This is a genomic window from Arthrobacter sp. MDT1-48-3 (assembly GCF_054511015.1).
This window is the reverse complement of sequence record NZ_JBTNDL010000002.1, coordinates 438,430-465,291: the sequence shown is the minus strand read 5'-3', so window position 1 is coordinate 465,291 and position 26,862 is coordinate 438,430. Positions and strand designations below refer to the sequence as shown.

At 61.1% G+C, this 26,862-nt stretch carries 16 protein-coding genes; 9 read left to right on the top strand and 7 right to left on the bottom strand.

Annotation, left to right across the window (positions count from 1 at the left end):
- The first annotated feature begins 574 nt into the window (after positions 1 to 574).
- The 4 genes from ACX80L_RS07015 to ACX80L_RS07000 are packed head-to-tail and all read left to right on the top strand — an operon-like array spanning position 575 to position 8,085.
- Positions 575 to 3,025 carry a type I restriction-modification system subunit M gene (locus ACX80L_RS07015; protein WP_459288609.1) on the top strand — a complete coding sequence of 817 codons (2,451 nt, stop codon included), beginning with the start codon at positions 575 to 577 and terminating at the stop codon, positions 3,023 to 3,025.
- Positions 3,022 to 4,278, top strand: coding sequence for a restriction endonuclease subunit S (locus tag ACX80L_RS07010; RefSeq protein ID WP_459288607.1), 1,257 nt, complete (start codon positions 3,022 to 3,024; stop codon positions 4,276 to 4,278). Before ACX80L_RS07015 ends, ACX80L_RS07010 begins: the two co-directional genes overlap by 4 nt.
- Positions 4,275 to 7,376 (top strand): type I restriction endonuclease subunit R, encoded by a 3,102-nt coding sequence (locus tag ACX80L_RS07005; RefSeq protein ID WP_459288605.1) that lies wholly within the window; start codon positions 4,275 to 4,277, stop codon positions 7,374 to 7,376. The genes ACX80L_RS07010 and ACX80L_RS07005 overlap by 4 nt, the downstream gene beginning before the upstream one ends.
- Positions 7,363 to 8,085, top strand: a complete 723-nt coding sequence (locus ACX80L_RS07000; protein WP_459288603.1) for a M48 family metallopeptidase — start codon at positions 7,363 to 7,365, stop codon at positions 8,083 to 8,085. Before ACX80L_RS07005 ends, ACX80L_RS07000 begins: the two co-directional genes overlap by 14 nt.
- A 483-nt stretch (positions 8,086 to 8,568) precedes the next feature.
- On the opposite strand, the gene mcrC is transcribed toward ACX80L_RS07000, so the two are convergent.
- The 3 genes from mcrC to ACX80L_RS06985 form a co-directional block, all read right to left on the bottom strand.
- Complete coding sequence (mcrC, locus tag ACX80L_RS06995; RefSeq protein ID WP_459288601.1) at positions 8,569 to 9,621, bottom strand: 5-methylcytosine-specific restriction endonuclease system specificity protein McrC; 1,053 nt, start codon at positions 9,619 to 9,621, stop codon at positions 8,569 to 8,571.
- Entirely contained in the window at positions 9,618 to 11,861 is a 2,244-nt protein-coding gene (locus ACX80L_RS06990; protein ID WP_459288599.1) for an AAA family ATPase, read from the bottom strand. Before ACX80L_RS06990 ends, mcrC begins: the two co-directional genes overlap by 4 nt.
- Before the next feature lie 160 nt (positions 11,862 to 12,021).
- Positions 12,022 to 12,969: an endonuclease NucS domain-containing protein gene (locus tag ACX80L_RS06985; RefSeq protein ID WP_459288597.1), complete on the bottom strand. Its 948-nt coding sequence runs from the start codon at positions 12,967 to 12,969 to the stop codon at positions 12,022 to 12,024.
- 165 nt (positions 12,970 to 13,134) lie between these two features.
- Between ACX80L_RS06985 and ACX80L_RS06980 the strand changes: the two genes are divergently transcribed.
- From ACX80L_RS06980 to ACX80L_RS06970, 3 genes are all read left to right on the top strand, one after another.
- Complete coding sequence (locus ACX80L_RS06980; RefSeq protein ID WP_459288595.1) at positions 13,135 to 14,727, top strand: HNH endonuclease; 1,593 nt, start codon at positions 13,135 to 13,137, stop codon at positions 14,725 to 14,727.
- A gap of 146 nt (positions 14,728 to 14,873) precedes the next feature.
- Complete coding sequence (locus ACX80L_RS06975) at positions 14,874 to 15,548, top strand: DUF7255 family protein (protein ID WP_459288593.1); 675 nt, start codon at positions 14,874 to 14,876, stop codon at positions 15,546 to 15,548.
- 50 nt (positions 15,549 to 15,598) lie between these two features.
- Entirely contained in the window at positions 15,599 to 16,312 is a 714-nt protein-coding gene (locus ACX80L_RS06970) for a DUF6308 family protein (RefSeq protein ID WP_459288591.1), read from the top strand.
- A gap of 216 nt (positions 16,313 to 16,528) precedes the next feature.
- On the opposite strand, the gene ACX80L_RS06965 is transcribed toward ACX80L_RS06970, so the two are convergent.
- From ACX80L_RS06965 to ACX80L_RS06955, 3 genes are all read right to left on the bottom strand, one after another.
- Positions 16,529 to 16,954, bottom strand: a complete 426-nt coding sequence (locus ACX80L_RS06965; RefSeq protein ID WP_459288589.1) for a hypothetical protein — start codon at positions 16,952 to 16,954, stop codon at positions 16,529 to 16,531.
- 64 nt (positions 16,955 to 17,018) lie between these two features.
- Positions 17,019 to 17,615, bottom strand: coding sequence for an NYN domain-containing protein (locus ACX80L_RS06960; protein WP_459288587.1), 597 nt, complete (start codon positions 17,613 to 17,615; stop codon positions 17,019 to 17,021).
- 1,204 nt (positions 17,616 to 18,819) lie between these two features.
- Positions 18,820 to 18,981 (bottom strand): hypothetical protein, encoded by a 162-nt coding sequence (locus tag ACX80L_RS06955; RefSeq protein WP_459288585.1) that lies wholly within the window; start codon positions 18,979 to 18,981, stop codon positions 18,820 to 18,822.
- Between the two features lie 445 nt (positions 18,982 to 19,426).
- Here ACX80L_RS06955 and ACX80L_RS06950 point away from each other — a divergent pair, with 445 nt between their 5' ends.
- Positions 19,427 to 20,479: a hypothetical protein gene (locus ACX80L_RS06950; RefSeq protein WP_459288583.1), complete on the top strand. Its 1,053-nt coding sequence runs from the start codon at positions 19,427 to 19,429 to the stop codon at positions 20,477 to 20,479.
- 40 nt (positions 20,480 to 20,519) lie between these two features.
- On the opposite strand, the gene ACX80L_RS06945 is transcribed toward ACX80L_RS06950, so the two are convergent.
- The gene (locus ACX80L_RS06945) at positions 20,520 to 20,759 is read right to left on the bottom strand and encodes a hypothetical protein (protein WP_459288581.1); all 240 of its coding nucleotides are present in this window, start codon (positions 20,757 to 20,759) and stop codon (positions 20,520 to 20,522) included.
- A gap of 195 nt (positions 20,760 to 20,954) precedes the next feature.
- Here ACX80L_RS06945 and ACX80L_RS06940 point away from each other — a divergent pair, with 195 nt between their 5' ends.
- The gene (locus ACX80L_RS06940) at positions 20,955 to 26,447 is read left to right on the top strand and encodes an NACHT domain-containing protein (RefSeq protein WP_459288579.1); all 5,493 of its coding nucleotides are present in this window, start codon (positions 20,955 to 20,957) and stop codon (positions 26,445 to 26,447) included.
- The last annotated feature ends 415 nt before the right edge of the window (positions 26,448 to 26,862 follow it).

Sequence of the window (26,862 nt, the reverse complement as noted above, 5' to 3'; positions counted from 1 at the left end):
GATCGAGCAGCACGGCGTGCGGTTCGAATCCGGCTCGCACGTCGCACAGGCTGGCGACGTCGTCGGGGAGAAGCCGACGACCTGCGCGCCCTTGTTCCGGCTGCGCTCCACAAGTCTATCCGTGGCGAGCCGGTGCAGTGCCTCGCCGCGGATCCGTCCCATCGGATCCACCAGCTGCAATCTTTCATATCGTCTTGTGCAGCTGATTAAGCTATCCTTCTTTGGTTGTGGGACCCATGGCTCGTCTCCTGAATGTTGAACGGCAACTCGGTGGAGTTTCGTCACGGAATAACCTCTGCCAACCAAGGAAAGAAATAGCGCTCTCAACTCTAAGCGCTTGTCATAGCCAGCGAATACTGAAACTTGGCGAGCCCAGCGAGTGGCATTGCTTCAAGCTGACCACCAGGTCGCATGCTCTGGGAGTTCCAGACCACTGAGGCCGACGCCTAGATCCGCAGCAAGGGACACGATTTCAGACGCGGGCGATGGCAGCGGAAGACCCTGAGCAGAGTTGGCGGGCCGGGGAGCTTGCTTTCGGCTTGGATAATGTACCTAAACATAGAAAGAGTGAGCTGTGGCGCTGAAAAAATCTGATTTGTACTCCTCCCTGTGGAGCAGCGCCGACGAGCTGCGCGGGTCGATGGACGCCAGTCAGTACAAGGACTACGTCCTCACGCTGTTGTTCGTGAAGTACGTCTCCGACAAGGCGAAGGCGGATAAGTCGGCTCTCATCTACGTCCCTGACGACGGCTCCTTTGACTACCTGATCTCGCTCAAAGGGAAGCCCGACGTCGGGGAGAAGGTCAACATCGCGGTCAGGCGTCTTGCCGAAGAAAACGACCTGCTGGGCGTCATCAACAACGCCGACTTCGACGACCCCGCCAAGCTGGGCTCAGGGAAAGAGCTGCAAGACAAGGTCTCGAACCTGATCGGCATCTTCCAGGACATGGACTTCACCGGATCGAAAGCCGAAGGGGACGACCTCCTGGGCGACGCCTATGAGTACCTCATGCGGCACTTCGCCACCCAGTCGGGCAAGAGCAAGGGCCAGTTCTACACCCCAGCCGAGGTCTCCCGCGTAATGGCGCAACTGCTCCGGATCCCGACTGACACCCCGAAGTCCACCACCGTTTACGACCCGACCTGCGGCTCCGGATCGTTGCTCATCAAGGTTGCCGACGCCGCTCCGAACGGGCTCACAATTTACGGCCAGGAGAACGACAACGCAACCTGGGCGCTCGCGCGGATGAACATGATCCTCCACGCCAACGAAACCCATGACCTGCGCCAAGGCAATACTTTGGCCGACCCGAAGTTCACCTACAACGGCAACCTCCAGACATTTGATTACCTAGTGGCCAACCCTCCGTTCTCGGTCAAGACTTGGCGCAACGGTTTCAACTTCTCCTTCGGCCGTTTCGATGGCTTTGACACACCGCCTGACAAGAACGGCGACTACGCGTTCCTCCTGCACATGGTCAAGTCGATGCGGCCACGAGGCAAAGGCGTCGTCGTCCTCCCGCACGGAGTGCTGTTCCGCGGAAACTCCGAGGCGAGGATCCGCACCGAACTCATCAAGCGGGGTCACATCAAGGCGATCATTGGTTTGCCGCCGAACCTTTTCTACGGCACTAGCATCCCCGCCTGCTTGATAGTGCTTGATAAAGAAGACGCCCCGACGCGCACCGGCATCTTCATGATCGACGCAAGCAAGGGCTTCGCCAAGGACGGCCCCAAGAACCGACTGCGCGCGCGCGACATGCACAAGATCGTCGACGCCTACACCAGCGGCAAAGAGATCGCCCGCTACTCCCGCATGGTGCCGATCAGCGAAATTGCGGATCCGAAAAACGAATGCAACCTCAACATCCCGCGCTTCATCGACTCCTCGGAGCCCGAGGACATCCAGGACCTCCACGGGCACATGCAAGGCGGCATTCCGAACAGTGATCTCGATGCGCTCCAGCCTTACTGGGATGCGTTTCCGAACCTCCGCAGCGAGCTCTTCAGGCCTCGGCGCGACGGCTACTCGGAGTTGAAGGTCGAGCCGGGCCAGATCGGGCCGATAGTGACCGGCTCCGCTGAATACGAAGCTTTCGATCACGACACCGTGAGCACGGTGCGGCAGTGGTGGGCGAGCAAGCGCGGTCCGCTAGGAACGATCGAACCAGACACCAAACCCGCTGACCTCATCCACGACATTTCCGAGGCACTCCTTGATGCGTTCCGACCACGACCACTTATCGACGAGTACGGTGTCTATGAGAAGCTCATGAGTTACTGGAACGACGTCATGCACGATGACGTGTCGCTGATCGTCAGCGGAGGCTGGACCCAGGCGGTGCAACCGCGCGCCGCGCGCACCTGGAAGGACAAGAACAACAAGCCTAAGTACGAAGACGCCCACATCGTCTTCGGCGCCGGTACGAATGCACAGCGCTGGGTCATGGACCTCCTGCCGCCCGAGCACGTGATCGCCCACTACTTCGCTGCCGAGCAGGTCGAGCTCGACCGCCTTACCGAGGCCCGCGACGCATCCACCCTCGCTATCGCCGAGTACATTGAGGAGCACGCGGTCGAAGGCGGGCTGCTCTTCTACGCGGCAGACGACGAAGGCAAACTTACCAATGCTGTCGCGAAGGCCGCGCTCAAGGAACTGAAGGCAACCAAGGGAGACCTCGACGAGATTGCCGCGCTCACGAAGGTCATTGCGCTGTACACAGCTGAGAGCACGGCCAAAACGCTATTAAAGGACGCCGCCATCGCTCTGAATGAGAAGGCCGTCGCGAAGTACGAGACGCTCACCGAGACCGAGGTGCAAGCGCTCGTCATCAGCGACAAGTGGGGCGGCAACCTCCAAACTCAGATTAATAATGAAGCGAAAGAGTTGGGTCGGGCTCTTGTGGCACGATTGACGGTTCTAGCCGCACGCTATGAGTCGACAGTCGCGGAGATCACATGTGAGGTGGAGTCTTTGGCCGTCAAGGTTGCGGCGAGCCTCGCTGCAATGGGGGTCAAAGCGTGAGCATAGTGCCAGAGGGGTGGCATCGGACGCGCATCGGCGATGTAGCATCGTTTCTCACGGGCTACCCCTTCCCAAGTGCGAAGTTCGTGAAATTTGGAACACGCCTGGCCCGCGGTTCGAATATTAAGCGCGGAGAATTGGACTGGTCTCCTAGTATCACTCGTTTCTGGCCCCAACCGGATACCAGAATCCGAGACTATGAACTATCTGACGGCGACATCTTGATTGCAATGGACGGCGCGCTGGTAGGGCGAAGTTTCGCGCGGATTTCGCGCGCCGATCTTCCGGCGTATTTGGTGCAGCGAGTTGCGAGATTGCGCGGATATTCTGTTGATCAAGACTTGCTTTACCAATGGATCAAGGCGCCCGAGTTTGCACGCTGGGTTGATGATCGCAAGACGCAGACTGCTATCCCCCACATCAGTCCCGACGATATTCGCGGATTTGAGATCGTTGTTCCGAGGGCCCGTAAGGAACAGGCTCTAATTGGTGAGGTGCTCGGTGACATTGATAACCTCATCAACGCCTTGAAACACCTGATCGCGAAGAAGCGTGATGTTCAGCAGGGCATGATGCAAGAACTCCTTACCGGCCGCACCCGCCTCCCCGGCTTCACCGGCGACTGGCGTATGATCACTCTTGGTGACCACGTGACCTACGTTCGTACTGTTGCGCTGTCTCGTGATGAACTTGATCGAGAATCTCCTCTGCGATACCTACACTATGGAGACGTCCACACGCGCAGTTCGGTTTTTCTCGATGCGGCGACCGAGAGGATGCCGCGGGCGGCATCACACTTAGCGTCGCGTGCGGGTCGTTTGATGCCTGGTGACCTGGTATTTGCTGATGCGTCGGAAGATCTGGATGGAGTAGGTAAGTCGGTAGAAATCTCGGACGTGCCGCCCGAGGGAGTTGTTCCGGGGCTCCATACCATTGCCGCACGGTTCGACAAGTCCGTGCTTGCAGATGGCTTCAAGGCGTACATCCAGTTCATGCCCGCGTTTCGTGCCGCCTTGCTCCGGTTGGCCGCGGGAACGAAGGTGCTTGCCACGACTCGTAGCTATCTCTCGAGTATCGCGCTGACCCTGCCCGGAACGGCGGAGCAGTTTGCTATTGCGGAGGTCTTGCAGAATGCTGACGCTGAGACCGAAGCATTGGAGCGCCGGCTTGAATCTGCGCGTGCTGTGAAGGTTGGGATGATGCAGGAGTTGTTGGCGGGCCGGACCCGCCTGCCAATGATGGAGGAAACATGAGCGCGGTCGGTCAGAAGGAGCGCGAGACTCAGCGCCGCGTCGTGGAGCTCTTTCAGGACAAGCTCCAGTACACCTATGGCGGTAACCTGAAGGATCGGGACAACCGTAATGTAGACGAGGCGAAGCTCCGCACGCACCTGCTCGGTCGCGGGTACGACGAGACTCTGGTCTCTCGAGCGGTACAGCAGCTCCTGACCACTGCAGCGCTCGGCGGCGGCTCTTCGTTGTACGACCAGAACCGCAAGGTTCATGAGCTGCTCAGGTACGGTGCGAAGGTCAAGACCGACGTCGGCGAGACCACCCAATCGGTCCACCTCATCGACTGGACTAACCCAGACAAGAATGACTTCGTCGTGGCCGAAGAGGTCACGGTCAAGGGTGAGCACACGAAGCGACCCGACCTCGTGCTCTACGTGAACGGGATCGCGCTCGGTGTGGTCGAGTTGAAGCGCTCGACGGTGAGCGTCGCCAGCGGCATCCGTCAGAACATCGGCAATCAACGTCATGACTTTGTCCGCCCGTTTTTCACAACCATCCAACTGCTGTTCGCCGGTAACGATGTCGAGGGGCTGCACTACGGGGTGATCGAGACCCCGGAGAAGTACTGGTTGCGTTGGAAGGAAGAGGGTCAGAACGCTGACCTCGACCTCGCGATCACCCAGATGTGCTCGAAGGAGCGGTTCCTTGAGATCATCCACGACTTCATCGTCTACGATGCGGGCGTCAAAAAATCTCCGCGCCACAACCAGTACTTCGGGGTCCGGGCCGCGCAGGATCGGATCCCGAAGCGCGAGGGCGGTATCGTTTGGCACACCCAGGGGTCGGGCAAAAGCTTGACGATGGTGTGGTTGGCCAAGTGGATTTTGGAGACTCAGAATGATGCCCGCGTCCTTGTAATCACGGACCGCTCTGAGCTGGACGAGCAGATCGAGAGCGGCTTCTCCGGGGTCGGCGAGAAGATCGTCCGTACCCAGTCGGGCGCGGACATGCTTACGATGCTCAACACATCCAACCCGCCGCTCATGTGCTCGCTGGTGCACAAGTTCCGTGGCACCGACGACGAGGCCCGCGATAAGGATGCCGAGGAATTCGCGAAGGAACTTAGGACCAAGATTCCCGGCGGGTTCAGCGCTAAGGGTAATATCTTCGTGTTCGTCGATGAGGCCCACCGCACGCAGAGCGGCAAGATGCACCGCCTTATGAAGGACCTGATGCCCGGGGCGATGTTCATCGGTTTCACCGGGACGCCGCTGCTGAAGAGCGACAAGAAAACCAGCATCGAGGCCTTCGGGTCGTTCATCCACACCTATAAGTTCGACGAGGCCGTCCGCGATGGCGTCGTGCTCGACCTAAAATACGAGGCCCGCAAGGTCGAGCAGGAGCTCCAGGGCTCTGCCGCGGTGGACAAATGGTTCAACGCGAAGACCCGGAGCCTCACCGACCTTTCGAAGGCCCGGCTGAAGCAGAAGTGGGGCACTATGCAGAAAGTCTTCTCCTCTGCACCCCGTTCAGCGCAGATCGTTCAGGACATCCTCATGGATATGGAGACCCAGCCGAGGCTGATTAGCGGCCGAGGCAACGCCATGTTGGTGAGTGACTCGGTTTACCAAGCCTGCACGTTCTACGAAGCATTCGTAAAGAGCGGATTCAAGGGCAAGGTTGCGATTGTCACCAGCTACAAGCCCAACCCAACCGCGATCTCAAAGGAAGATGCGGGCGAGGGCGACACTGAAGAGATCCGCAAGTACGAGATCTACCGGCAGATGCTTGCCGATCACTTCGGCGAACACCCTGATAAGGCAATCGGCCGGGTTGAAGAGTTCGAGACCGACGTCAAGAAGAAGTTTATCAAAGAGCCTGGCCAGATGAAGCTGCTCATCGTGGTCGACAAACTCCTCACCGGCTTCGACGCGCCGAGCGCGACGTACCTTTACATTGACAAGACAATGCGCGACCACGGCCTGTTTCAGGCAATCTGCCGAGTCAACCGACTCGACGGTGACGACAAGGCGTACGGGTACATCGTCGACTACCGTGACCTGTTCAAGTCACTTGACAAGACCGTCACCGACTACACCTCCGAGGCCTTCGGCGAGTACGAAGACGACGACGTAGCGGGCCTAATCTCTGACCGCAGCGAGCGGGACCGCAAGGACCTCGACGATGCTCTCGAAGCCGTCCGTGCTCTTTGTGAGCCGGTCGCACCGCCCAAGGGTACGCTCGAATATCAGCACTACTTTGTCGCGTCTACTCCCGGTGATGTCGACCAAATTAAGGACAACGAGCCCAAACGCGTCCTGCTCTACAAGTCCGTTGCCACCCTCGTGCGCGCCTTCGGAGCCGTTGCCAGTGACATGGACGCGGCCGGTTGCACGGCGGCTGAGATCGCGTCGATCAAGGACGAGGTCGCGCACTATGCTGCCATCAAGAGCGAGGTTGAGGCCGGGGCCGGCGAGAACATCGACATGAAGCAGTACGAGGCCGGGATGCGCCAACTGCTCGACACCTACATCAACGCCAGGCCCGTCGAACAGGTGGCCGACCTGGAGAAGTCTCTGGTCGAACTGATCGTTGAGCGTGGACCGGGCGCGGTAGACACACTGCCACCCGGAATCAAGGGCAGCAGCGCGGCCACGGCGGAGACGATCATTAATAACGTCCGCAAAACCATCGTGGACGAGCATGCGATGAACCCGCGGTACTACGACCACATGTCCGAGCTCCTTGATGCACTCCTCGAGAAACAGAAGGAAGACGCCGAGGACTACGCGGAGTATCTCCGCAAGCTCATCGAGCTGACGAAGAAGGTGGGCACCCGCGAGGCAGCAGACGGCAAGACCTACCCGGAGTGGGCGAGCACGCCCGCGCGTCGGGCGATCGTGGACTTTGTATGGGAGCCGGCCGATCTGGTCGTTGACCATGAGGCACTGCATCACCGGATCCAGTCAAGCAAGGAACACGGATGGGCCAGCGCCGGTGCCGGCAGGATGAAGGAACGCGCGCTAGCCCGTGAGCTACGCAAGGAACTCTCCGGCATCGAAGAACACTGCCTGGCGGAGTTCATCGAATTGTTGAAGAACAACGATGAGTACCGCTAGCAGCTACCTGACGGTCTCCGGACTTGATGTTGATGTCGTCTACAAGGACATCAAGAACATGCACATTTCCGTTTACCCACCGGTGGGCCGGGTGCGGGTCGCTGCTCCGCTTCGGACGACTGAGGACGCGATCCGGCTCGCAGTCGTACAGCGTCTCTCGTGGATAAAGCGTCAGCAGGAGCAGTTTCAGAACGCTGACAGGCAGACTGAGCGCAGGATGGTCTCAGGGGAGACCCACTATGTGTGGGGGCAGCGGTATCTCCTCGACGTCTCCAGGTCGAGCGGTGCATACGGTGTCGAGGCCAAAGGAAATACGCTCTGGGTGATCACTCCGCCCGAAACCGATGCCGTCCGGCGGTTCGGGGCACTCGATCGTTGGTACCGGCGTGAGCTGAAGGCCGCCGTGCCGGCGCTGCTGGAGAAGTGGCAGTCGACCCTCGGGGTCGAGGCTGAAAGGATCGTCGTGCGCCGGATGAAGACGAAGTGGGGCACCTGCATCACCACGTCTCGGACGATCTGGCTCAACCCCGAGTTGGCGAAGAAGGACCCGCGATGCCTGGAGTACATTGTCGTCCACGAGCTGATCCACCTGCTGGAACGCGGGCACGGTGAGAAGTTCGTGGCCTTGATGGACCAGTTCCTTCCCGACTGGCGAGCACGCCGAGACGCGCTGAATGAAGCTCCGCTCGGGCACGAGGACTGGGGCTAAGGCGAGCGGGCGGGATGAACGGGACGACGCCACCGCCAGCGGCTCCCTGTCCTCCGCGACGAAGCGGTCCAGCCGGAGCCCGCCTCTCGGGGTCGGGACGGCCATACCGCGACACATCGAAAACCCCCGGAAAGGGCGAGATGACTGTCGCAAGCAGCACCTCACCCGGAGGTGGTCTTCAGGTCGCCATGCCACGTCGGGCTTCCCTAACGTCCTTGGTCAATACAGCCAGACAGCGCTCGTCGCGCCGACTGAATTATTTGTGGAGTCCCGTCTCAAAGACATCACCTTCCCGAGACGGGGCGAGTTCACCGAGGCTCAGCCGCTGATCGTGTCTCCTAATCCGGTCTCACAGCGGAGGTCTCATGAACGAGGTTCCTGAGAATGGCGGCCACCTCTTCGGGAGATCGGCCTGCACGACGGCCGAACGATTACCGCCTGCTCTTGCTAAGAAGCCCGATGTGTCAGCGACGGACGCTGGAGTCAGTCATCAAGCCATCTGGCTGAGTCTTCGAGCTGGGCTCTGAGATCGACCCACGGTTGGTCGAGGTTGAGCGTCCGAGCGCCGATCCGGTTGCCCTGAATCACGACATCCAGGTCTGGCTGTATAGGAGCGTCGGTGAGTGCGTACAGCAGCAGGCCGCTTACCGATCCGTCGCGGTTCACGTCAGCGTTCCTCACATAGGTCAGTACCTGGTAGAGGTTCGCCGAATGGATTGTCGGCTTACCCCACATGCCGACCTGCATCGATTGGCTGTAGTACTTTGCGTCGATGATCAGCGTCCGCCGTCCACGCCGGAGCGTCACGTCGGTGCGCATTGCTGGGAGCTGCTCGGCCCCGAGCGCCCTCGTCTCATCGAAGTCCCAGGCAACGGAGGACGCGGCGGGGGAGAGCTCGGGGTGGTGGGCGGTGTAGTAGCTGCGCAGGAAGCGCTCGTACAGCCTGCTCATCGCGTCGTCCGACACCCATGAAGCGAGCTTTGCTGCACCGGCGGCCTGGGTGGGCAAGAGCCCGCGCACGACCAGCTCGCAGACACCGAGCAGCAGCCGGTACGAGGAGTTCGCACGGTGGTAGGTGAGCCCGTTCCAGCGGATCGAAGTTGGTGGGACCAACGTCACCGCGTCCAGGTATGGCAGGAGCCGACGCAGCGCGTCCCTGCGCGGCGTGGAGACTTCCCCGTGGCGGATGAGGAGGACCATGACCGACTTGAGTGCCTGATTGTAGGGCGTGTCGGGTTCGTACTCGTCGAACTCGCACACCAGCTTGCCCCGGACCTTGGAGCGGGTGGCGACGGTCCGGGCGATGTCGATGCGGCCGCGCACGGTGGCTAAGTCGTCGCTGCGCCGCAGGTAGTCGCGGTGGAGGCCGCGTTTGACCTGTGCGCCGACGCCGCGCACGAGAATCTCCGCGAGCAAGTCGTGGAGGTGGTCAAAGGTCTCGGCCGTGATCCGGTCGCTGCCGTCGCTTCGAATCGCCCGGAAGGCGTAAGCCATCATCACGTACAGATTGCGGATGGCAATCGAGCGGTCGGTCATGTGAGCGCGGCCCGGAGCCTGACTGCCCATTCCTCGGCCGTGGCCGGTTCGTCGAACCAATACTCGTCCAGGAGGGGAATGAGTTCGTCCTCGATGACCGAGTGGAGCCAGGTATCCCCGCTCTCGCCTGCCGGGGGTCTGGAGAGGTAGCTGTGCCCGATCGCGAAGCCCTGGCCCAGTGCGGGGTCGGCGGCGATCGCCTTGTTGAGGTCGACGACCGCCGCGACGACGCTGTCGAACGGAGGGCTTCCCGCGTCCTGCTGCCAATGGGTGAACCCCTCCGTGTCGAAGCCCGGCCTCATCTCGAAAAAGCCAAAGCGACGGCGCAGCGCGTAGTCAAGTACGGCGAGGCTGCGGTCGGCGGTGTTCATCATGCCGATGATGTGCACGTTGGATGGTACGGAGAACGTTTCGTTCTTGTACAGGAGGCGGAGGTCGTGCCCGCGCTTGTCGGCTTCGATGAGCATAAGCAGCTCGCCGAAGATCTTGGAGATGTTGCCGCGATTGATCTCGTCGACGATGAAGAAGTACGGCCGGTCGGCGTCGTCTGCGCGGGCTTCTTCGCAGAACCGGTAGAACGGTCCTTCGGCGAGGACGAAGCCGCCCGTTTCTGTGGGGCGGTACCCCATCATGAAGTCCTCGTACGAGTAGCTTTGGTGGAACTGGACCATCTGGACGCGGCGCGGGTCCTTCTCGCCCATGATCGAATACGCCAGTCTCTTGGCTGCGAAGGTCTTCCCGACGCCTGGCGGCCCCGCGAGGATGACGTTCTTCTTGCGCGCCAGCAGGGAGCGGAGACGCTCGTACCGTTCCTCGGGCAGGTAGACCTCCCTTAGGAATGCGGCCCGGTCGTAGGGCGGAAGCGGCGCCGCCGTGGCGGGCAGGGCGGGCTCGTTCTCGCCGGTGACGAGCGTTTCGAGCTGCTCGACATAGTCCTGATACGGAGTGATGTCGGTGAGCGTCTTGAGAGCGGCGTTTCCTGGGTGCTCCCAGGACCCCGTGTGCGTCCACTCCACAGAACGGACATGGATGTACGACCCACGGTCGGGCTCAAAACGGGCGGCGGAGGTGACCTCGCCGCGCCCCAGGATCTCCTTTCGTCCGCGCTTTGCGAAGACGATGTCGCCCGCGGCGATATCATTCTGGAACTGCCACACGGCGAGGACGTCGTTTCTCAGTGACCCGCCGGTCCCGTCGGGGTCGAGCGCTTGGCGAATCGCTTCACGGCTCGGGTAGGTGTTGAGGTCGTCGAGCTCGTCCCAGCCGATCGCCATGATGTCTTCGGATGAGAATGTCCCCCATTCCGATGCCTGCGCGCCGGGGGAATAGAGCCAGTAGTGCCGTGGACGGGGATCGCCCAACTCAGCAGTCCCGGCATCTGCCGAGGTAGGCTCAGCCCGGGATGGGTCCCAGAGCTGCGCCACCGCCGGCGTCCAGAAATGGAACGGCCCCTCAACCTCGACGGTGAGGGACGAGCGGATCGCGAGGAGATCGCGATCAATCGAGGCCGGGTCGTTCCCCGTCGCCCCGCCAACCCGATCGGCCAGGCCATCGCGGATCCTCGACTTCATTGGGGCCGACGAGATCGGTTCGAATGTGTCCGGGCGGACGAGAAACTGAAGCGCGTTGCGAATGTCGGACCGGTCGCTGCCGGAAGCGAGCATGACACGCTGCAGCTCCCACGGATCGGCGCGTGAAGCCTCGCGCTCCGTCTCCGCCAGGCCGTTCCAGTGGCGCACGAAGGTCGCGGCCCAGATGATGTGCCGCCACAGCGCCTGGTTGTACCCCATACCTCCATAGAATCCTGCAGTCCGGGCGGGGCGGGCCAGCCAAGACGACATCGGCTCCGGGATCGTCACGGGGGAGCGGAGGTGGGTCAGCACCCGCTCGACGTGAGCGCGCCGGGTCTGGGGCCGGGCCGAGAATAGCGGATGCTCGCGGAGGAACACGAGCTCGGCTGCGAGGAACACCACCTCCCGGGACGCGCCCTCAAGCTGCTGGTCGAACTTGTCCCATTGGCGCCGCTCGGCCCCGAGGATCGGGTTGTCCCCGAGCCTCGAGCGCAGGTCCTCCGCTGCCTCGGCCGTCCAGATTGTCGCCGTCGGGTCGATCACAGACCGTCCGTCGCCGAGCATATGCGCGATCACCTCACCGGCCTCGCTAGCGATCTTCATGTCAGGCGCCGGGCGTGATGTCGTGACCCGAGCTTTTGCGTCGGTGTCGAAGTGATTTTCGGGCATGTCTGCATTCTGCCGGATTGGTGCCTGTCCCGCGTGCAAGGCCGCGGCGGCTATCGCTCGTCATTGTCCCGTCGGGCCAACCTCCGTACCGACGCGGGGAGCTCTCGGCCGGCCTTCTTCATGGCCGGTTCCTCCCTGCTTGCTGCCGCTGACTGGGGCGTCAGTTGGCTTCGTAGGATCGACGGGTAAGTTCTTCCACGATCGGCCACCAGGTGGTGTCGCTGATTCTAAGCTCGAGGTCTCCGGTGCCGAAGTGTCCGATGTTGCTGACGTCCCGGCTGAACCCTTCTCGGAGCTCGACGGTTTTCGGGTCCAGTTTGAGGTAGATCAGCAGGTTCTTTGACGTGGGGTGCACCTCGACACAGGCGAAATTCTTGAGTCGGCGGAATGCGAAGTAGAGAGATCGTTCGTTCTTTACGACGTCGTCGCCCAGCGCGAGGGCGAAGGTTTCGAACTGGTCATACAGGGCCGAGAGCTTCTCGTCGGCTTGAGCGAGGAGTTCGCTCACCGTTTTGGAGCGCGTCGCCTTCTTCGCCGGAGCAGTCGCCTCAGAGGCTGCCACCGGTGGTTTGGACTGTTTCCTGCTGGCAGAGGTGGTTTCGGTGGTCACTGTTGTGACGAGTTCTATGGCGAGGAGATCCTGGCCGAAGTCCCGGTACCTGACAAGTTCAACGTTCCGGTCGATCTGGCGCACCGCGTACTCATCGTAGCGGGTGAAGTCGTTCGCGACGCAGATCAGTCGGGGCGCCGACCAGTCGATGCTCTCAGAGGCTCCCGATCCGAGCTGTGCCGCAACGAGGATCTGGAATTCTCCCCGATGGTCCATCAGCCAGTCGAGATAGAACAGGCCCTGGTTGATGACGTTCTCATTGACGGCTCGTTTGTATTCGAAGATCACGGGCGAGCCGTTCTCGTCGATGCCGAGCGAGTCAATCCGGCCGCGGTGGACCTTACCGGTGCTGTACTCGCGGGCGAGGAAACGGACACCGAACATAGTCTCCATGTTCGCCTCGATGAGCTTCTGCAGATCCTGTTCCAGGGCCACAGCGCGCGAGGTCAGCTCTGCGGCATGACCTTGGTCGATATGAAACAGTTTCAGATCCGGCATGCACCCACCCTGCCATATACATTCCGCCGGGAGGCGTAGCGGACAACAGGATACTCGCGCGCCCTATTGAGTAGTAACTGCCGGGTTTCAACAACTTCTCGGGAGGCTGCTGTCATCAGCTCTTTAGGCAGGAAGACTTGTGTACAGGAAGCCTAAGCTGGTGCAATGCCGGTATCAGGTCACAGGAAAAGGTTCGTCGATTCCGCTTTCTGGGTGAAGCAGATGCTTCCCACCATCGACTTCGCGGACGAAGAGATGACCTACAAGATGAAATCCGCGGCGAAACTGGCGGCCGCCCGCGACCTGCTTCAGGCCGACGATCCCGAGTGGGCAGCGGTGTTCGCGGGCGCGTTCGAGGGCTCCAACCTGTTGAACTGGCGCTACACCGACGAGCTCGTCCGTGCCGCGAAGACACGACCCGAGGTGCTCGTACCCCTGCTTCGGCTTCTGTGGGACGGCAGCCTCTCGGAAGCATCCTTCAACCGCTTCGTCAGGGACCTGCGGACCCATAGTGCGGGCTTGACCCCTGGGATCGGCACGGCCGTGGCCTCGGTGCTGCTGATGGCGCGTGGAGCCGCCGATCATCCTCCCTACCGCCCACAGGCAGTCCGCCGGTTCTGGCGGACCATCGGCTGGCCGGCCACCCGAAACGATGTGAACCCGTATCTGGACTACCAGAACTTCCGGAGGTCCCTGGACGAATTCAGGACGATCGCATCCGCCAATGCACTGCCCGTCGTGGATCTGCTCACCGCCCAGGGGTACATGTGGCTGATCACTGAGTGGGATCCACGGACGGTCCTCCCGGCCTCGGAGATCGCGACGTTCCGTGCCTGGCGGGGAGACCCCTACACGGGCGCTTCCTCGGAGGGCGTACAAGCTTCGGCCCGGCGGCTGCGGATCTTTGAGCGGATGGAGGAGAACGCAAGCCGGCTGTTCACCCGCGGTGACCTGGCCGGCCTCACCGTGGACGGTCAGCCGGCCGCGATCCTGCCCTCCTCAGACCCAGTGGTGATCCCCCCGAGGTTCGACATTCCGGTCTCCCTGAGACTGTCACCATCGGCCTCGCGCATTGGCCTTGCCCGCGCTGTTGATGACGCGGGGATGCTCCGATACCCTCACGAGAAGCGGGGCAAAACGAATAGGGCGGACCAGGGCCTGTTATCGGCCCTGGAGGCACGCGTCCCCCTGGTCGTATTCGCCCCCATGGATGGCAGCACGTATCAGGCCGTGTTCCCGGTGTATGTGCACCGATACCTGCATCGTGATCGGGTCTTCGCACTCGACGTCAGCGGAGCCTACCTTTCCCTCCGGGCTGGTATCGCGCCGGAGTACGAACGTCGATGGACCCTCGGGACGACACGGCAACGACTGCATCAGCCCGTGTTCCGCCGGGACGTCCTTCAGGCCTACAACAATCAGTGCGCGGTGTGCGGACTTGGTATCGCCGGTTTGCTGGATGCGGCCCATATCGTTCCCGACCGGGACGACCAGGGCATCGCCTCCGTCATCAACGGACTCGCTTTATGCAAGAACCACCACGCGGCCTTCGACGACGGCCTGCTCGCGGTGGCCGATGACCTGACCATCCACGTGTCACGCCGGGTCATGAACAGTGGCCCTGGTGAAGCCGTCGACCGCCTTCTGAAGGATTATGACGGGCGCAAGCTGGCAGTCATTCCCGATATTGCGGCGTGGCGCCCCGACCCCCAACTTCTCGCTAGAACATGGGCCGCAGCTGCGTCGAAGGGCCTCTGACGGATCGTCGCTTGCCCAGACCAGGATGTAGTAGGTACATCGAATCCTCCAGCACCTTCCCGGACACTCCGCCGCGGCCTGTCTGACCGCCCTCACACCTCAGCGCGGCCGATTTCTTGTCCCGGGATACGGATACACTCCCGCACATGGGGAAACGCGCAGACAACTTCAAACACGCCCTGATCGGTGCGGGCATCGGTCTTGCTACACCGGAGCAGCGTCAGGGTGAAACGAGGGCTAACACCCGCGACCTGCCACTAGTGGTGAGGACCGAGATCGCCGGCCTGTACCGCGGACTCGGGGGAGCGCGCGACGACGCGGACTTCGCCGCCGGGGCCTGGGACCTCGCTACCGTGGATGGGTTGTTCATCGAGTTCGATGAGGAACTGCACTTCAACCGCTACCGTGAGCGCACCCTTCGCATTCCCTGGGCGGACCGGCTTCCCTGGGCGGGTGTGTACCGGCACTACAGCACCAGCGGCGAAGCGCACTGCCTGCGGGCCTGCCAAGCTAACGGCTGGGCCAATTCGTCAACGGATCGGATGTTCGGCGGCTCCGACCGGAAGGGTTCCTTCCTGGATCTGGGGTCATCGAGGTGGAAACAACGCGCCCTGTACGACGCGGTGAGGGACGCCTACGCGCTGCACACACCGGGCATCCGGCTGGCGCGTGTGTCCATCTTCGACCGCATCGGCGGTCTGGAAGTCGGTAAGGCCATGAACAGCGGAACACCCCTGGACCCGGCAGCGCTCCGGGACTTCATCAGCGCCCGGACGACCGGACACCTGCAACCCGGCGGGAGCACGACCACGAGCTGGTAGATACACGGTAAACGGGAACCAATGACACTCACCGAGGCTGGAAGGAATTGATGACACACCCGATCCTGGACGCGGCCCATTTCGATGAGGCAGTAGAGCTGGTCAAGCGGTACTACGGGCCATTGAAGGGCACCGGTCGGCCCCGATCTGGTGCCCACTTTGATGAGTGGGCCGGCGGTGGAGACCGGGTGGAGGTTGCCAACGAGTTGACCGGTGACGATTTCGTTGCCGTCTCCATGCTCTCCGTCGATGTACCGCCGGAAGCGGCCATCGGATTGGCAGGACACCGAAGCGGCGACGTGCGGCGCCTGCTCGCTCAAATCCCAGCATCGCTCGACTTCACGACGTTGACCCCGGCACAATTCGGCGCCCATTTGGGGCCGGAAAGTGCTGCACAGCAGTTGTGGGACATCCTCCGCGGACGCCAGGACTACCCGTGGGGTATCGGTCCGACGACGGCCAGCAAAATCATGGCCCGGAAACGCCCGAAGCTCATTCCCGTCTTCGACAGCTACGTCGGCCCGATCATGGGACTTCCCAAGGGCAGCTCGGCGGACCAGTGGACGGTGTGGCACCAGGCGTTCCAGGAAGACCCCCGACTGGCCGGCAGATTGGATGGCATCCTGCTCGCTGCGGGTGCCCCACCGAGTGCATCCAGGCTGCGGATCATGGACATCGTGCTCTGGCTCCACGCCAAAGACCAGGAATGGTCCCTGAAGAACCGCCCGGCCGGCGACGCCGGGGTTGCTTTAGTAAATTCCTAACGGCAACGCATAATCCTTACTCGTTGTCCCAACCGGCACCACCCGGGTGCAGCGCCTACAGATCCCAAGGCCTGCCATCACCTCACTGGCCGGGCGCCCCAACGCCCCAGCGCTGCGGCGCTGAGATGCCCGAGACATTGGCGAAGGCAACCCATACGGCACAGCCCTGCGTTCCTCGCACGAGAAACGCAGGGCCGGAGGACGTACACCAACGGTTCAGATCGTTCCGTCGGCCGGAGCAGCGTCCTGCATCCTGCGGATCCACACCCGGGCCATTGCGTCCCATGCCTCGCTTGTACGCAGCCATTCCTCTGTGCCGTTCGTCGCCGGAAGACGATATTTGTTCATCCTTTCGGCTGTTGCCGCCACGTTTTCCTTATTTCCCAGGTAGGCCAAGAGGTGAGCCTGAATTTCTTCCGTGATCTGGTCAGGGCGGGAGGGATTGTCTGCGTTCTCCACGCCGCACCCGCGCATCACTCCTAGATGAGGAGTGGTTAGCGGTTTGACGAGGTCGGACCAGGACGTGCTGCAAGGCAGACCCATCTCGCAGATCATGCCGACGATTTGATCAAGGGCTCGGAGGGTTGGATCGGCTTCGAGGGCAAGGCGGTAGTGCTCTGATTCGTTTGAGTTGTCGATCATGTACGGGGTCTCCATCGTCAAGGTGTGCTTGTTTGGGATGTCTGAGGGCATAGCAGTGCGGTTGTCAGGCGGCTGCGGTCTTCGGCAGGTCCTGGCAGGCCCAGAAATCGGTGTCGTCGAGGCGGTGGCACCGCAGGCCCAGGCGATTTACTGCCAACGCCGTGGCGAGGTTGCCCTTGAAACCGGTTCCGCTCGTCCAGGCAGTGACCTCGATGTGTGTCTTTGTCTGGGAGGCGTCTTCGATGCCGGGGAAGCAGTCGCCGTCGCCGGTGAAGACAACGATCGTGTCGTAGACCCCCGACTGCGCGGCTTTGACCAGGTTCAGGCTCATCCTGACGTCCACGCCGGTTTCCTTCGGCGGTCGGCGGTTGTCCTGGTAGCGCAGCGGCAGGTAGGTGGCGGTGACAAGTGGGTCCACCGCCCAGCTGTACTTCTGCTTTCTGAAGATGCGAGTGGCCTCCGGGTCCCGGAACTTGCAGGGCTCACCGCGGAACACAAAGACGCCTGCGAGCTCTGAAGGGTCACGCCGCATCCTTAACACCCGGTCCGCGACGCGGCGAGGGTTCACGTAGGTTTCCCGCTTGTCTATGCTGTGTCCGAACAGGTCATGGCCGAGCATGTGGACGTTGCCGTAATCCATGAAGACCGCGATTCTTTCCATTACTTCTCTCCTCTTAAACGACGAAACCGCCACTCGGATGGTGGCGGTGCTTAGCTTGCACATCAATCAGCTGGCCGATGCTCCTGCTCCTTCATTCCCCAAACAATGCTAGTGGGAAGAATGAAGGGATATAAGGAAAAGTTCTAAAGAACAAAGCGACCCCTCACCAGTCGACGAGGGGTCTTACATCCGCTACTGTCGCTCAAAGCGTCGAGTTCGTCAAGAGGGAGACTCTATGGACTGCGCTCTGAGGTGCGTGTGACGAGAGACCTTCGTTGCGCTCGAGCTATTCCTTTCCATTTGCCGGTAGGGGAGCGGGGCGGCGTTGAGAGGAACTAGGTGGTGCAGATCTATCCGTGGAGATACGGGCGAGAGCGTAGGAGAGATGACCAGGCTCAAGCACATGCAGCAGGGGCGGACCCCCGACCTCCTTATCCCGACCCCCTTCTGGATGGCCTGCAATTGCGTGGCAGCTGTTCACGGCCTCCTAGCCCCGCCCCGCGCTTTTCGCTCCACCGGATACCGCGTCGACGTACTGCCGCAATGACGGCACCCATGCCACAAGTTGATCTACATCGCTCCACTTCACAATGAGCCGCAGCCCCAGCTGAGTTTGCGCATAATGTCGCACCGCACGTCTCTCAACGGCCACGGAGTAGGGGACGCCGAACGCATCAAGGCCCTCACGGAGTTCCGGGACGCCTCTCTGCCATGCCTCGCTGCCGTCCATTCTCCAGATCGACCAGCCAGTGGCCTGATCAAGTCGGAATGCGCCTACGCGCACGAGACCGACAAACACTCGCTGCGCGGTGCGCTGCTCCGGGCTCAGTGACATACCATCAACTCCTCTCGGTGATCCAGGCCTCAAGTGAAGTCCTGCTGCATCATGTCCCAGACTTCTTAGCGCGCCGCAGGGAAATCGAACTTGCCTCCTGATGTAAGCGACGTGACTCGCTCAAGAGGCCACTCGGTCAGCACTCCGTATCGGGCCGAGAATATGCCCACGCGCTCGATTTTGTACCGATTTGAGTAATCCAGCAGCGCATAACCAAGAAGCTGGTAGACATTGACGGGCTTCAGCACGTCCGGGCGGAGCCCCACTTTGTTCTTGGGGGCGAGAGTCGTCTTAATGTCGATGAGCAGTCCATCCGCTATGAGGTCAGCTTCCGCGGCATAACGTCGACCAGGTCCATGGTCGGAGAGGTCAAAGGTGGGGCCCAAGCTCCAGCTCGAACCTCAGCACCTGCAACCCTTCAAGCTCTGCCAGCACCGCACCATCAAGCAGAGCGTTGGCCACCGCCCCTACACCGATCGCTGACGCAACACCGATCAGGCTGCCGAGGAAGGCGATGATGATCGCCTCCATGCTGAACAGAGACAGTCTTCGCCGTGCGGCTGGGCCGTCAACGCACTTGGCGACAAAAGCGACGACTATGTGTTGATCGGCGCGAACAGCTCGATCGGACGCTACCGGGCTGGTTCTCATAGCTGTCACCGGATGAAAGCTGGGTCGCTGTCGACACTCGTCAAGACTCTAAGTCTCTTGCCAGCAGTTGCTTGTCGAAAACCTCGAGAGCCGACCGGCTCCGGCAACTCAACCAGACACTGCGAGGCTGGTGGGGGACACGCCAATCGGTCAAGGGTCCTGCTTACCTGGCTGAAAAACGCGATCGCGTGCCGATGCTCAGAAGACTGGAGAGCGGTATGGGTGGCGCCGAGCCCTGATGGAGCAACATCTCGAACTACGGCCGCGGCGCTCAGCTTTGACCGTGCTTGGCGAGTATTGTTGCGCTCACTGTGAAGGGGAGCGAATGACAGACAACGAGCCGAATGTTCGGCGGCAGTTCCGGGTCCGAAAAGATGACGGTCAGTTCTGGAACATGAACTTCACGAACGCCGGGCTGCGTTGGGAACGAGTAGACACGGGTTTTGATACTCCCGTTCCAGATGCGGGAATCTTTCCGCCGCCTAGCGGATCAACGAGCGCCGCGTCGATCATCAGCGAGGTAGCCAACACGGCGGCGAACATCGGCATGTGGTGGGAGACGCGGCAGCGGCGCCTTCTCAATGAGGCAATGAACGATGAGACGCGAAGGCTGCCTTGGCTGGCGGAGATGGTTGCGCGGTGGGGTGATGCTCACCGGGTCGGCGATCAACTGGACCTGCGCGTCTCAGAGTATCTGGCGCGAGAAACGCGAGAGATGATGGACGCAATCGTCGCGAACAAGCGCGTCGCGTTGCCGCAGTCGGTGCTTTACGAGCTCGAGATGATTCAGGACACGCTTCGTTCGTTCCGTTCGCTAATAGTCAGTCAATTCGAGGCACTGTCATGCTCCACTCGAATCGATCTCGCTGGGGCGGTGCGAAGTGCCCTGCCGAGTAGTCACCTCGATATGGAGTTCATTCGTTCTCTCGGTCAGGACCCTGCAGTTGAATGGGCCGAGCGAGTGCGAACGAAGACGACTGGAGAATTCGAGCTGGAACTCGCTCAGGCTTTACGTCACCCGCCTACGTTTTTCTCCCGGGTTTTCCCCAGCAGCGCGCATGAGACTTCGCAGACGAGTGAGCAAGAGAAGGCCCTTCGCGTCGTGGATCGTCTCGTCGGTCTTCTTGCACCCGCACTCCCGCGGCTGCTGGCGACTGACCCCCGATCAGACGGATCTGAGAGACGAGACGCCTTCCGCGAACTGTCGCTGTTCCCGGCCGAAGTTGCAAGAGTGAAAGCTCTCAATTCGGCTTGGCTTGCTACCAGTGCGATCGTAGAAGCGAATTCCGACAGGCGCATGCATGTACAGGTGAGCGATCGGGGAATACAGGTAGAGCTAGCGTCAGCGCATTCAATGCGGCAACTTTCATCATCTTAAGAGTTTGAAGACGACTAACAGCGTTGAATCGCTCTTCTACTCAGATGCTCACGTCGTCGTGGACGCCGACCGTGGCCAACAGGATCTTGCCGTCGGTGCCGCGCCAGAAGTGCAGCCGCCGGGCCGCGGCCGCCCCACTTTGCAGGGCCACCCGCCAGGCGGTGCCGTACTCCGGCTGTTCAATGTAGCCGGTGCTGCCCTTCGGTCCGCTGCGGAGCCGGTGCATGTCCCGCCCAGGGGAGGTATCGGCGATCCCAGTGAGGACGGATGAACACGCCATGGCAGAGCAGATCCATAGGTCTGTAGTGAATAATGAATTGTGCTCAAACCTGCAGATGGACCTGATGGCTCCGTGCCCGTCTGCCGTGATGATCTTGTCGCTGCAGAATCGGTGGATCGAGTAGGTTGGCTATGGTCACCGCCTAGCGACCAGATGCCCACTCCGCCGGTTGAAACACGGATCACAGAGCTCCCAGTGGGCGAACTGGAGTGGGAGAACGTCGAGAGACTGTTTATGCGCATGCTCGCCAGCGTGGGTGAAGTCCAGTGGGCGAAGCTGTACGGCACCCGTGGCCAGGACCAAGAAGGCATCGATGCATATGCACGAATGCAGACAACCGGTTCGAGCGATTCAACGGGGCGCCCGTACGTGGTGCTTCAGTCCCGACGAGTGAAGAAGCTGGGAGCGGCCGATATCGATGCCGCCATTGCAGATTTCCTTGACGGAACCTGGCCCACAGAAACAAGCAAGTACATCCTCGCGACCAGCTATGACCTGACGGATACAAAATTGGACGCCGCAGTGCGCCGAGCCGCCAAAGCGCTAGGCGCACGGAAGATCGAATTCGAACCGTGGGGTGCGGTCGAGATCAGCAACAGGTTAAAGAGACAGCCCGAGCTCGTCGATGACTTCTTTGGCCGGGCATGGGTTGAACCATTTTGCGGCCCGGAGGGGCTGCAACGCGTACAACGAAGGCTCGAGTGGTTTGATGCTCAGTCGCTGCGTGAGAAACTCTCGGCGCACTACCTAGCAATTTTTGCGGCACAGAATGCCGTCCCGCGACCGACTCTGCACACCACAGGCAGCTTCGGTGGCGCCACCAGCAGGCCCGCACCGCCCAGTAACGATTTCATCGTCGTCGATGTGACTCCACGCATTGTAACGGTTAGCCCTAGGGACGAAGGACTGTTATCTGGCAAAGGCGACCGAGCCGACGCGAATGTTCCGACGACCGCGATACCTTACACTTCGGGCCCAGAACCGGCTGACATTGCGGCTACGCGGAAGGGTGAGACCCGTGCGCAAACTGGCTTGGGTCGCCCGCGACGCTCGTTTCGAGCAGTCGAAGCGCTGCTCGGCGAGAACCGGATCAGCTCCGGTGACAACAGCTTCCGGCAGGCCGCTGACGATTGGCTCACTAGCAGCCGACGTGCGCTCCTAGTCGGGGCCCCAGGATCGGGAAAGTCGAGCCTCCTGCGGTTTGTAGCGGTCGACGTGCTGAGCCTGGTTCCGCAGTCGACCGTACTCCAGCAAGCCTACGGCGGTCGGCTGCCCGTTTGGTTGCCGTTCGGCTTCCTCACCCGTCACCTCGCCGACGAGGACGGAAACTCGCTCGTGTCGGCGGCCCAGGCCTGGATGCAGGCCCGAGGCATGTCCGAGACGTGGCCGCTGGTCGAACGGGCCCTTAGCGATGACCGACTCCTGCTGCTGGTCGACGGGATTGACGAGTGGAAGAGCCCAGCGGCTGCTAACGATGCGCTCGGCGCATTGGAATCGTTCCTTGGCCAGCGGCCCGAGGCGGCTGCCGTTTTATCTTCACGGCCCTACGGCGTCGAGCGGCTGACGTTCTCATTGCCGTGGTCACGGGCTGACATCGCCGACCTAGATGACCGACAGCAGCGCGCCATGTCTTCGCAGTACTTGGCGCCTCCGGAGGCCCCCGATCTGAACCTTGAGGGTGACGACAAGCCAGCAGTCGAGGATGTTGCTGCCGTGTGGGACCGTGCGCACGTAACCCCGTTCCTCGACGAGCTCGCAGGTGTGCCTGAGCTCGCGGTCCTGGCACGGAAACCGTTGTTCCTTGCCCTCCTGGCAACAAGCTGGCACGGGGAGCCGCTGCCGCCAAAACGTTTTGCGCTTTACGATGAGATTGTCGACCTGATGGTTCGTCGCCACCCGGCAATGCGCCGCAGATTCTCAATAATGGTCGACCTTCCGCTAGACGAACGTGAATTCAAAACGTTGATGGAAGCCGTGGCTTACGCTTTAGTGAGCGCCGGCAGCACCTATGCAGTCCCCGTTCTTGAGATGCAACAGCTCCTGATGCAGGCGCTCTGCGACGGCGATGTCTTGGGCTACCCGGCTGCGGAGTCCCACAGGATGGCTAAGGCGGCCCTTCGGATGGCCGAAGACGAGTTCGGTCTCCTTGTTCCCCAAGGCGCTGACCACGTCGGATTCGTTCACCGAGTGCTTCTCGACCACCTCGCAGGCAGGCGACTGGCCCGAATGGCGCAAGCTGAGCAGGAAAGGGTCTTCAAGGAACGACTCACCGACCCTGCCTGGCTAGACGTTCTTCTGGCAGCGCTCACAGCGCAGTCCAATCCGCACACGGTCGCCGACTTGCTGGACAGGATGTCGGTGCCCACCGAGGGCACCTACTGGCCGCTTAAGGAGTTCCAAGCTGAGTCGGCGACCGAGCTAGTTGCTCATGCACTCGCCTCAGAAGTCGAGCTTCCCCCGCGGAAGGCCGCTGCCTATATTGACGAGTTGGTTCGCGAGGTGGAGACGTCACCAACTGTGGAGCACAGGGTCAATGTCGTTGCCGCTCTGGTTCGGGCGTGTGCCAACCCCTCAGTGCGTCGGAGACTCCTTCCGACCTTCATTCGTTGGCTCGACGCAACTCGCCCGTATCCAGCGCCTGCTGTATATGCACTGCGGGACCTCGATGTCCCGGATGACTCCGCAGCTGCCGTTCTGTTGCACGCAATGAGGGTGGAATCGGGCGATGTGCGCGGGAACGCAGCTCTTGCATACGCAGGTCGTTTCGGGTCTCCGAGGCGCGACCAGGACACCAATGCGGCCGTCCTTCCTGAGGTTAGGGAGGACGCAGACCCAAAGCACCTTGATCCACTGCTTCGCTCCGTGCTGGAAGGCCCAACGGTCAAAGCGCAGGCGACTGCGATCCTTGCCCTGGTAACCGGCTGGCCAGATGAAGAGTCAACGCGAGAGCACCTGAAATGGGGACGGCGACAGAGTCGCGTCACACTGCGCATCACATCGATGTACCTGCTCATGAAGAATGAACCTGATACCAGGGTTTCTTCTTTGCTTCGCAAGGATGAAATCGACTGGATACTCGGGCACATCTACGAAGAGAGGTGGATCTCCGAGCATGAGTGGTTTGAGATGACCACTGATCTCGTCCTGCGTCTTACCGCAGAAGCACCAGTGGAATACCGCACCGATCTCGCTGATTTCGTATTGGAGACCCTGAAGACAAACGGCGCCACGGGCGGCAATCGAAGCCTGTGCTGGAGACTGGCATGTGAGCCGCTTGCTGACGATGACCGATTGCGCGACTGGGTCCGGGGTGAGCTCAGTTCACCGGATGAACACAGACTAGTCCTTTACAACGTCGCTCTGGTGCCCAGCAAGTGGAGCAAAAACCCTGCTTTCGCACAAGCCTTGGCAGGTTACGCCGATAGGCAGATTAAAGGCATTTCTGGCGAGGCACAAGTAGTCGCTCAACATCTTCCGGAGGAACAGCGCAAGGCCGTGTTGCTGAAGGGGCTGACAGGGTTTCGCCCTCAGGGCGTCGCTTGGACTCTGATGCAGGAGTTTTCCGACGATGAAGAGGTTGGCGAGGCCCTGCGAAAAATCCTCGCTGACGAAGACAAGGCCGGCAATATTGCTTCGGTCGCTGTCTCGGTTCTGGGAACCGAAGCTGGTTTTATTCGCATCCTTGGTCTCCTGAAGAACACCTTGACCCCGAATAGGAAAGTCGATAGCGAGCAGCAGGTCCTCCTTGCCAAAGCCGTCGCAACTGCATGGCGACACATGCGGAACGCAGTCGCCGCCAACGAAGCCGGGAAAGAGCCTGAGGAAAAGCTGCTCGGCACGGCGGACTCAACCCCGGCGGAGCGACTGGTTCAGGCCCGTCGAGTCTTGGTCGAGCACGCTGAAGTAGATGTTTGCGGTGCGTGCACCGCCGTAGACTCTTACCTCGGATGGCATGTCGCTGACATTATCTACACTTGGCCGAAACTGACCGTCGACTATGCGATTGCGGCGCTACTGAACAATCGGCACGTAACCGAAGGCATCGCCGACACGATTCACTCCGCAGCTCTAAGAGCTCACGTCGAGCAGCCCGGCGCCGATTCCGCCCGTGTCGTAGATCTCGCTATGAGACTAATGCTGTTTCTCGACCCCGAAGTCCGAGAGGTCCTGGCGCACGAACTGTGCATAAGCAGCATCCCGGGGGACGACCTTCTGAATATCTTCAGCTCGTGGAAGAACGACCCGGACGACGGCGTACGACGGACCATCGCAGTAGGACTTACACAGGCCCTCATTCGCGAGCAGGCGAGCCGCGCCCTCGTAACCCCCGAGATGGAGAAATGGCGCGCATCGGTCCGCCAAGACCTCGGTGGGTACGGACCGCACATGGATTCGAACCGTCGCGATGCTTGGTTGAGTATGCTGCTCCTCAACGACCTCACCCTGATTGACGGGCTGAGAGAGACGATCGGCGACCCTGAAGAGCCAGGCGTCGACTTAGCAGACATCTATGGGTCACCAGACTCACTCCTCGTGACCTTGGTCGCCGACCGATGGGAAGAGCTGAAGGTTCACTTCGGAGACTCGCTCCTCCAACGCCTGTCCGGTAGTCGGCTCAAGCCATCTGAGCAGGACAGGGGCGCACTTCGAGCGGTAAAGGCATTAGCAACTAGCGCCGGCCGCAACCCTGCCATCGGGGACTTGGTCGACGAACATTTAGCAGCACAGACTGAAAGTGGCAGCGAGTCGCTCAATCTTTCGATACCCGTCATTCAGGAGAAAAAACGGCGTCTCAGAGCGGACCGGTCAAGTCTCGAATTGGTTGTCCGGTCCGCGGACGAGAACTGTGACAACCACGACCTATTCGACAGAGTTACCAAATGGGCGCTTACCGAACTGCTTGACGCCGAGCAGTGGCAGGTCACTACCGCGGACGTACGCGAAGTGCTCGCCGCCGGTGTGGTTGGACAGCCGTGGCCCACGAGGCGCAACGTACGAGCACGAAGCACCGTACCGCCACCCGACTCCCAGTCGGCCAGTGAGCCGAGTGTCTGGGATTCAGATCGTGCATGGCAAGACTCGCGGTTCGTGTTCCGTCGCTCAGTTTGGGCCCTCCTCTATCCACAGGACGTCCTCACTCAGAAGTGGCTGACTGGCCTTGAATCATGGTTTGCAGACGGCGTGAATCCCGCAGGTGCACCTGCTTCCTGGCTGGAAATATCTGCATTATCGTTCGGAGCATCACCCACTGAGGTACTGCCCTCGATTGTTGAGCGGGTCTTCCAACCAATGCGCCTGGAGATGATGGGCGATTCACTCTGGGAGCTGACGGCGCCACTGCTCCACCGAGTGCGACACGACCGAGCCGCTGCCGAGTCCCTACGAGCATCTCTCGGAGTCGAGGCCGTGAACGAAGACTCTCCACTGTTCGCGAAAGACTCGAGGAACGCTTTGTGGCCGCGGGAGCCCGGAGAGGATACGCAAGTCAAATCGTTGGAGAGCAATGCGCAGCGAACATTCGTGAGTGCTCTCGCGTTGCAACGTAGTGGCCAGCTCGAGCGAGCCGACCTCGAGGCGTGTCTGGGGGCCTTGCGTCGGGTTGACCCTCGAACTGTGGTGGTCGACCCCTTCTTGAACATAGCTGGGCCGGTTTGGCCTGCCGGCATCTCGCTGCTGCGTGGGCAATAGCGCCTCATCTTGGGGATGAGCGTGCATGGGCGCCGGTGCCTGCCGGTATGACCAGGATTCCTGACCCGTGCGCGGCAGATGATTGTGTGCTGACCTATGGGGCGGTCGAGCGGGAGAAGGCGAGAAAGGCGCGCGAACTGGATGAGGTAGAGGGCAATGGCGACGACTCTGGACTCATGGAGTGCCGGGATTACTCGGTGATGTGATGGCGCTCATCGGTGGCATGCTGACTGCGTTCTGGCGTCCTAGCTGTGTCCCCTGAGAGGGTGGGGTCCACGCCCGCGGACGGCCGACTTTTTCTTCTGATCTGACTGGCCACGCGAGAAGTTAGTGCCTGGAACCGGCTGAGATAAGCGGACCTCGTTCCTGGAGTACACGCGGGACCTTTCCTCTGCCATAATCCTGTGGTTCGTGG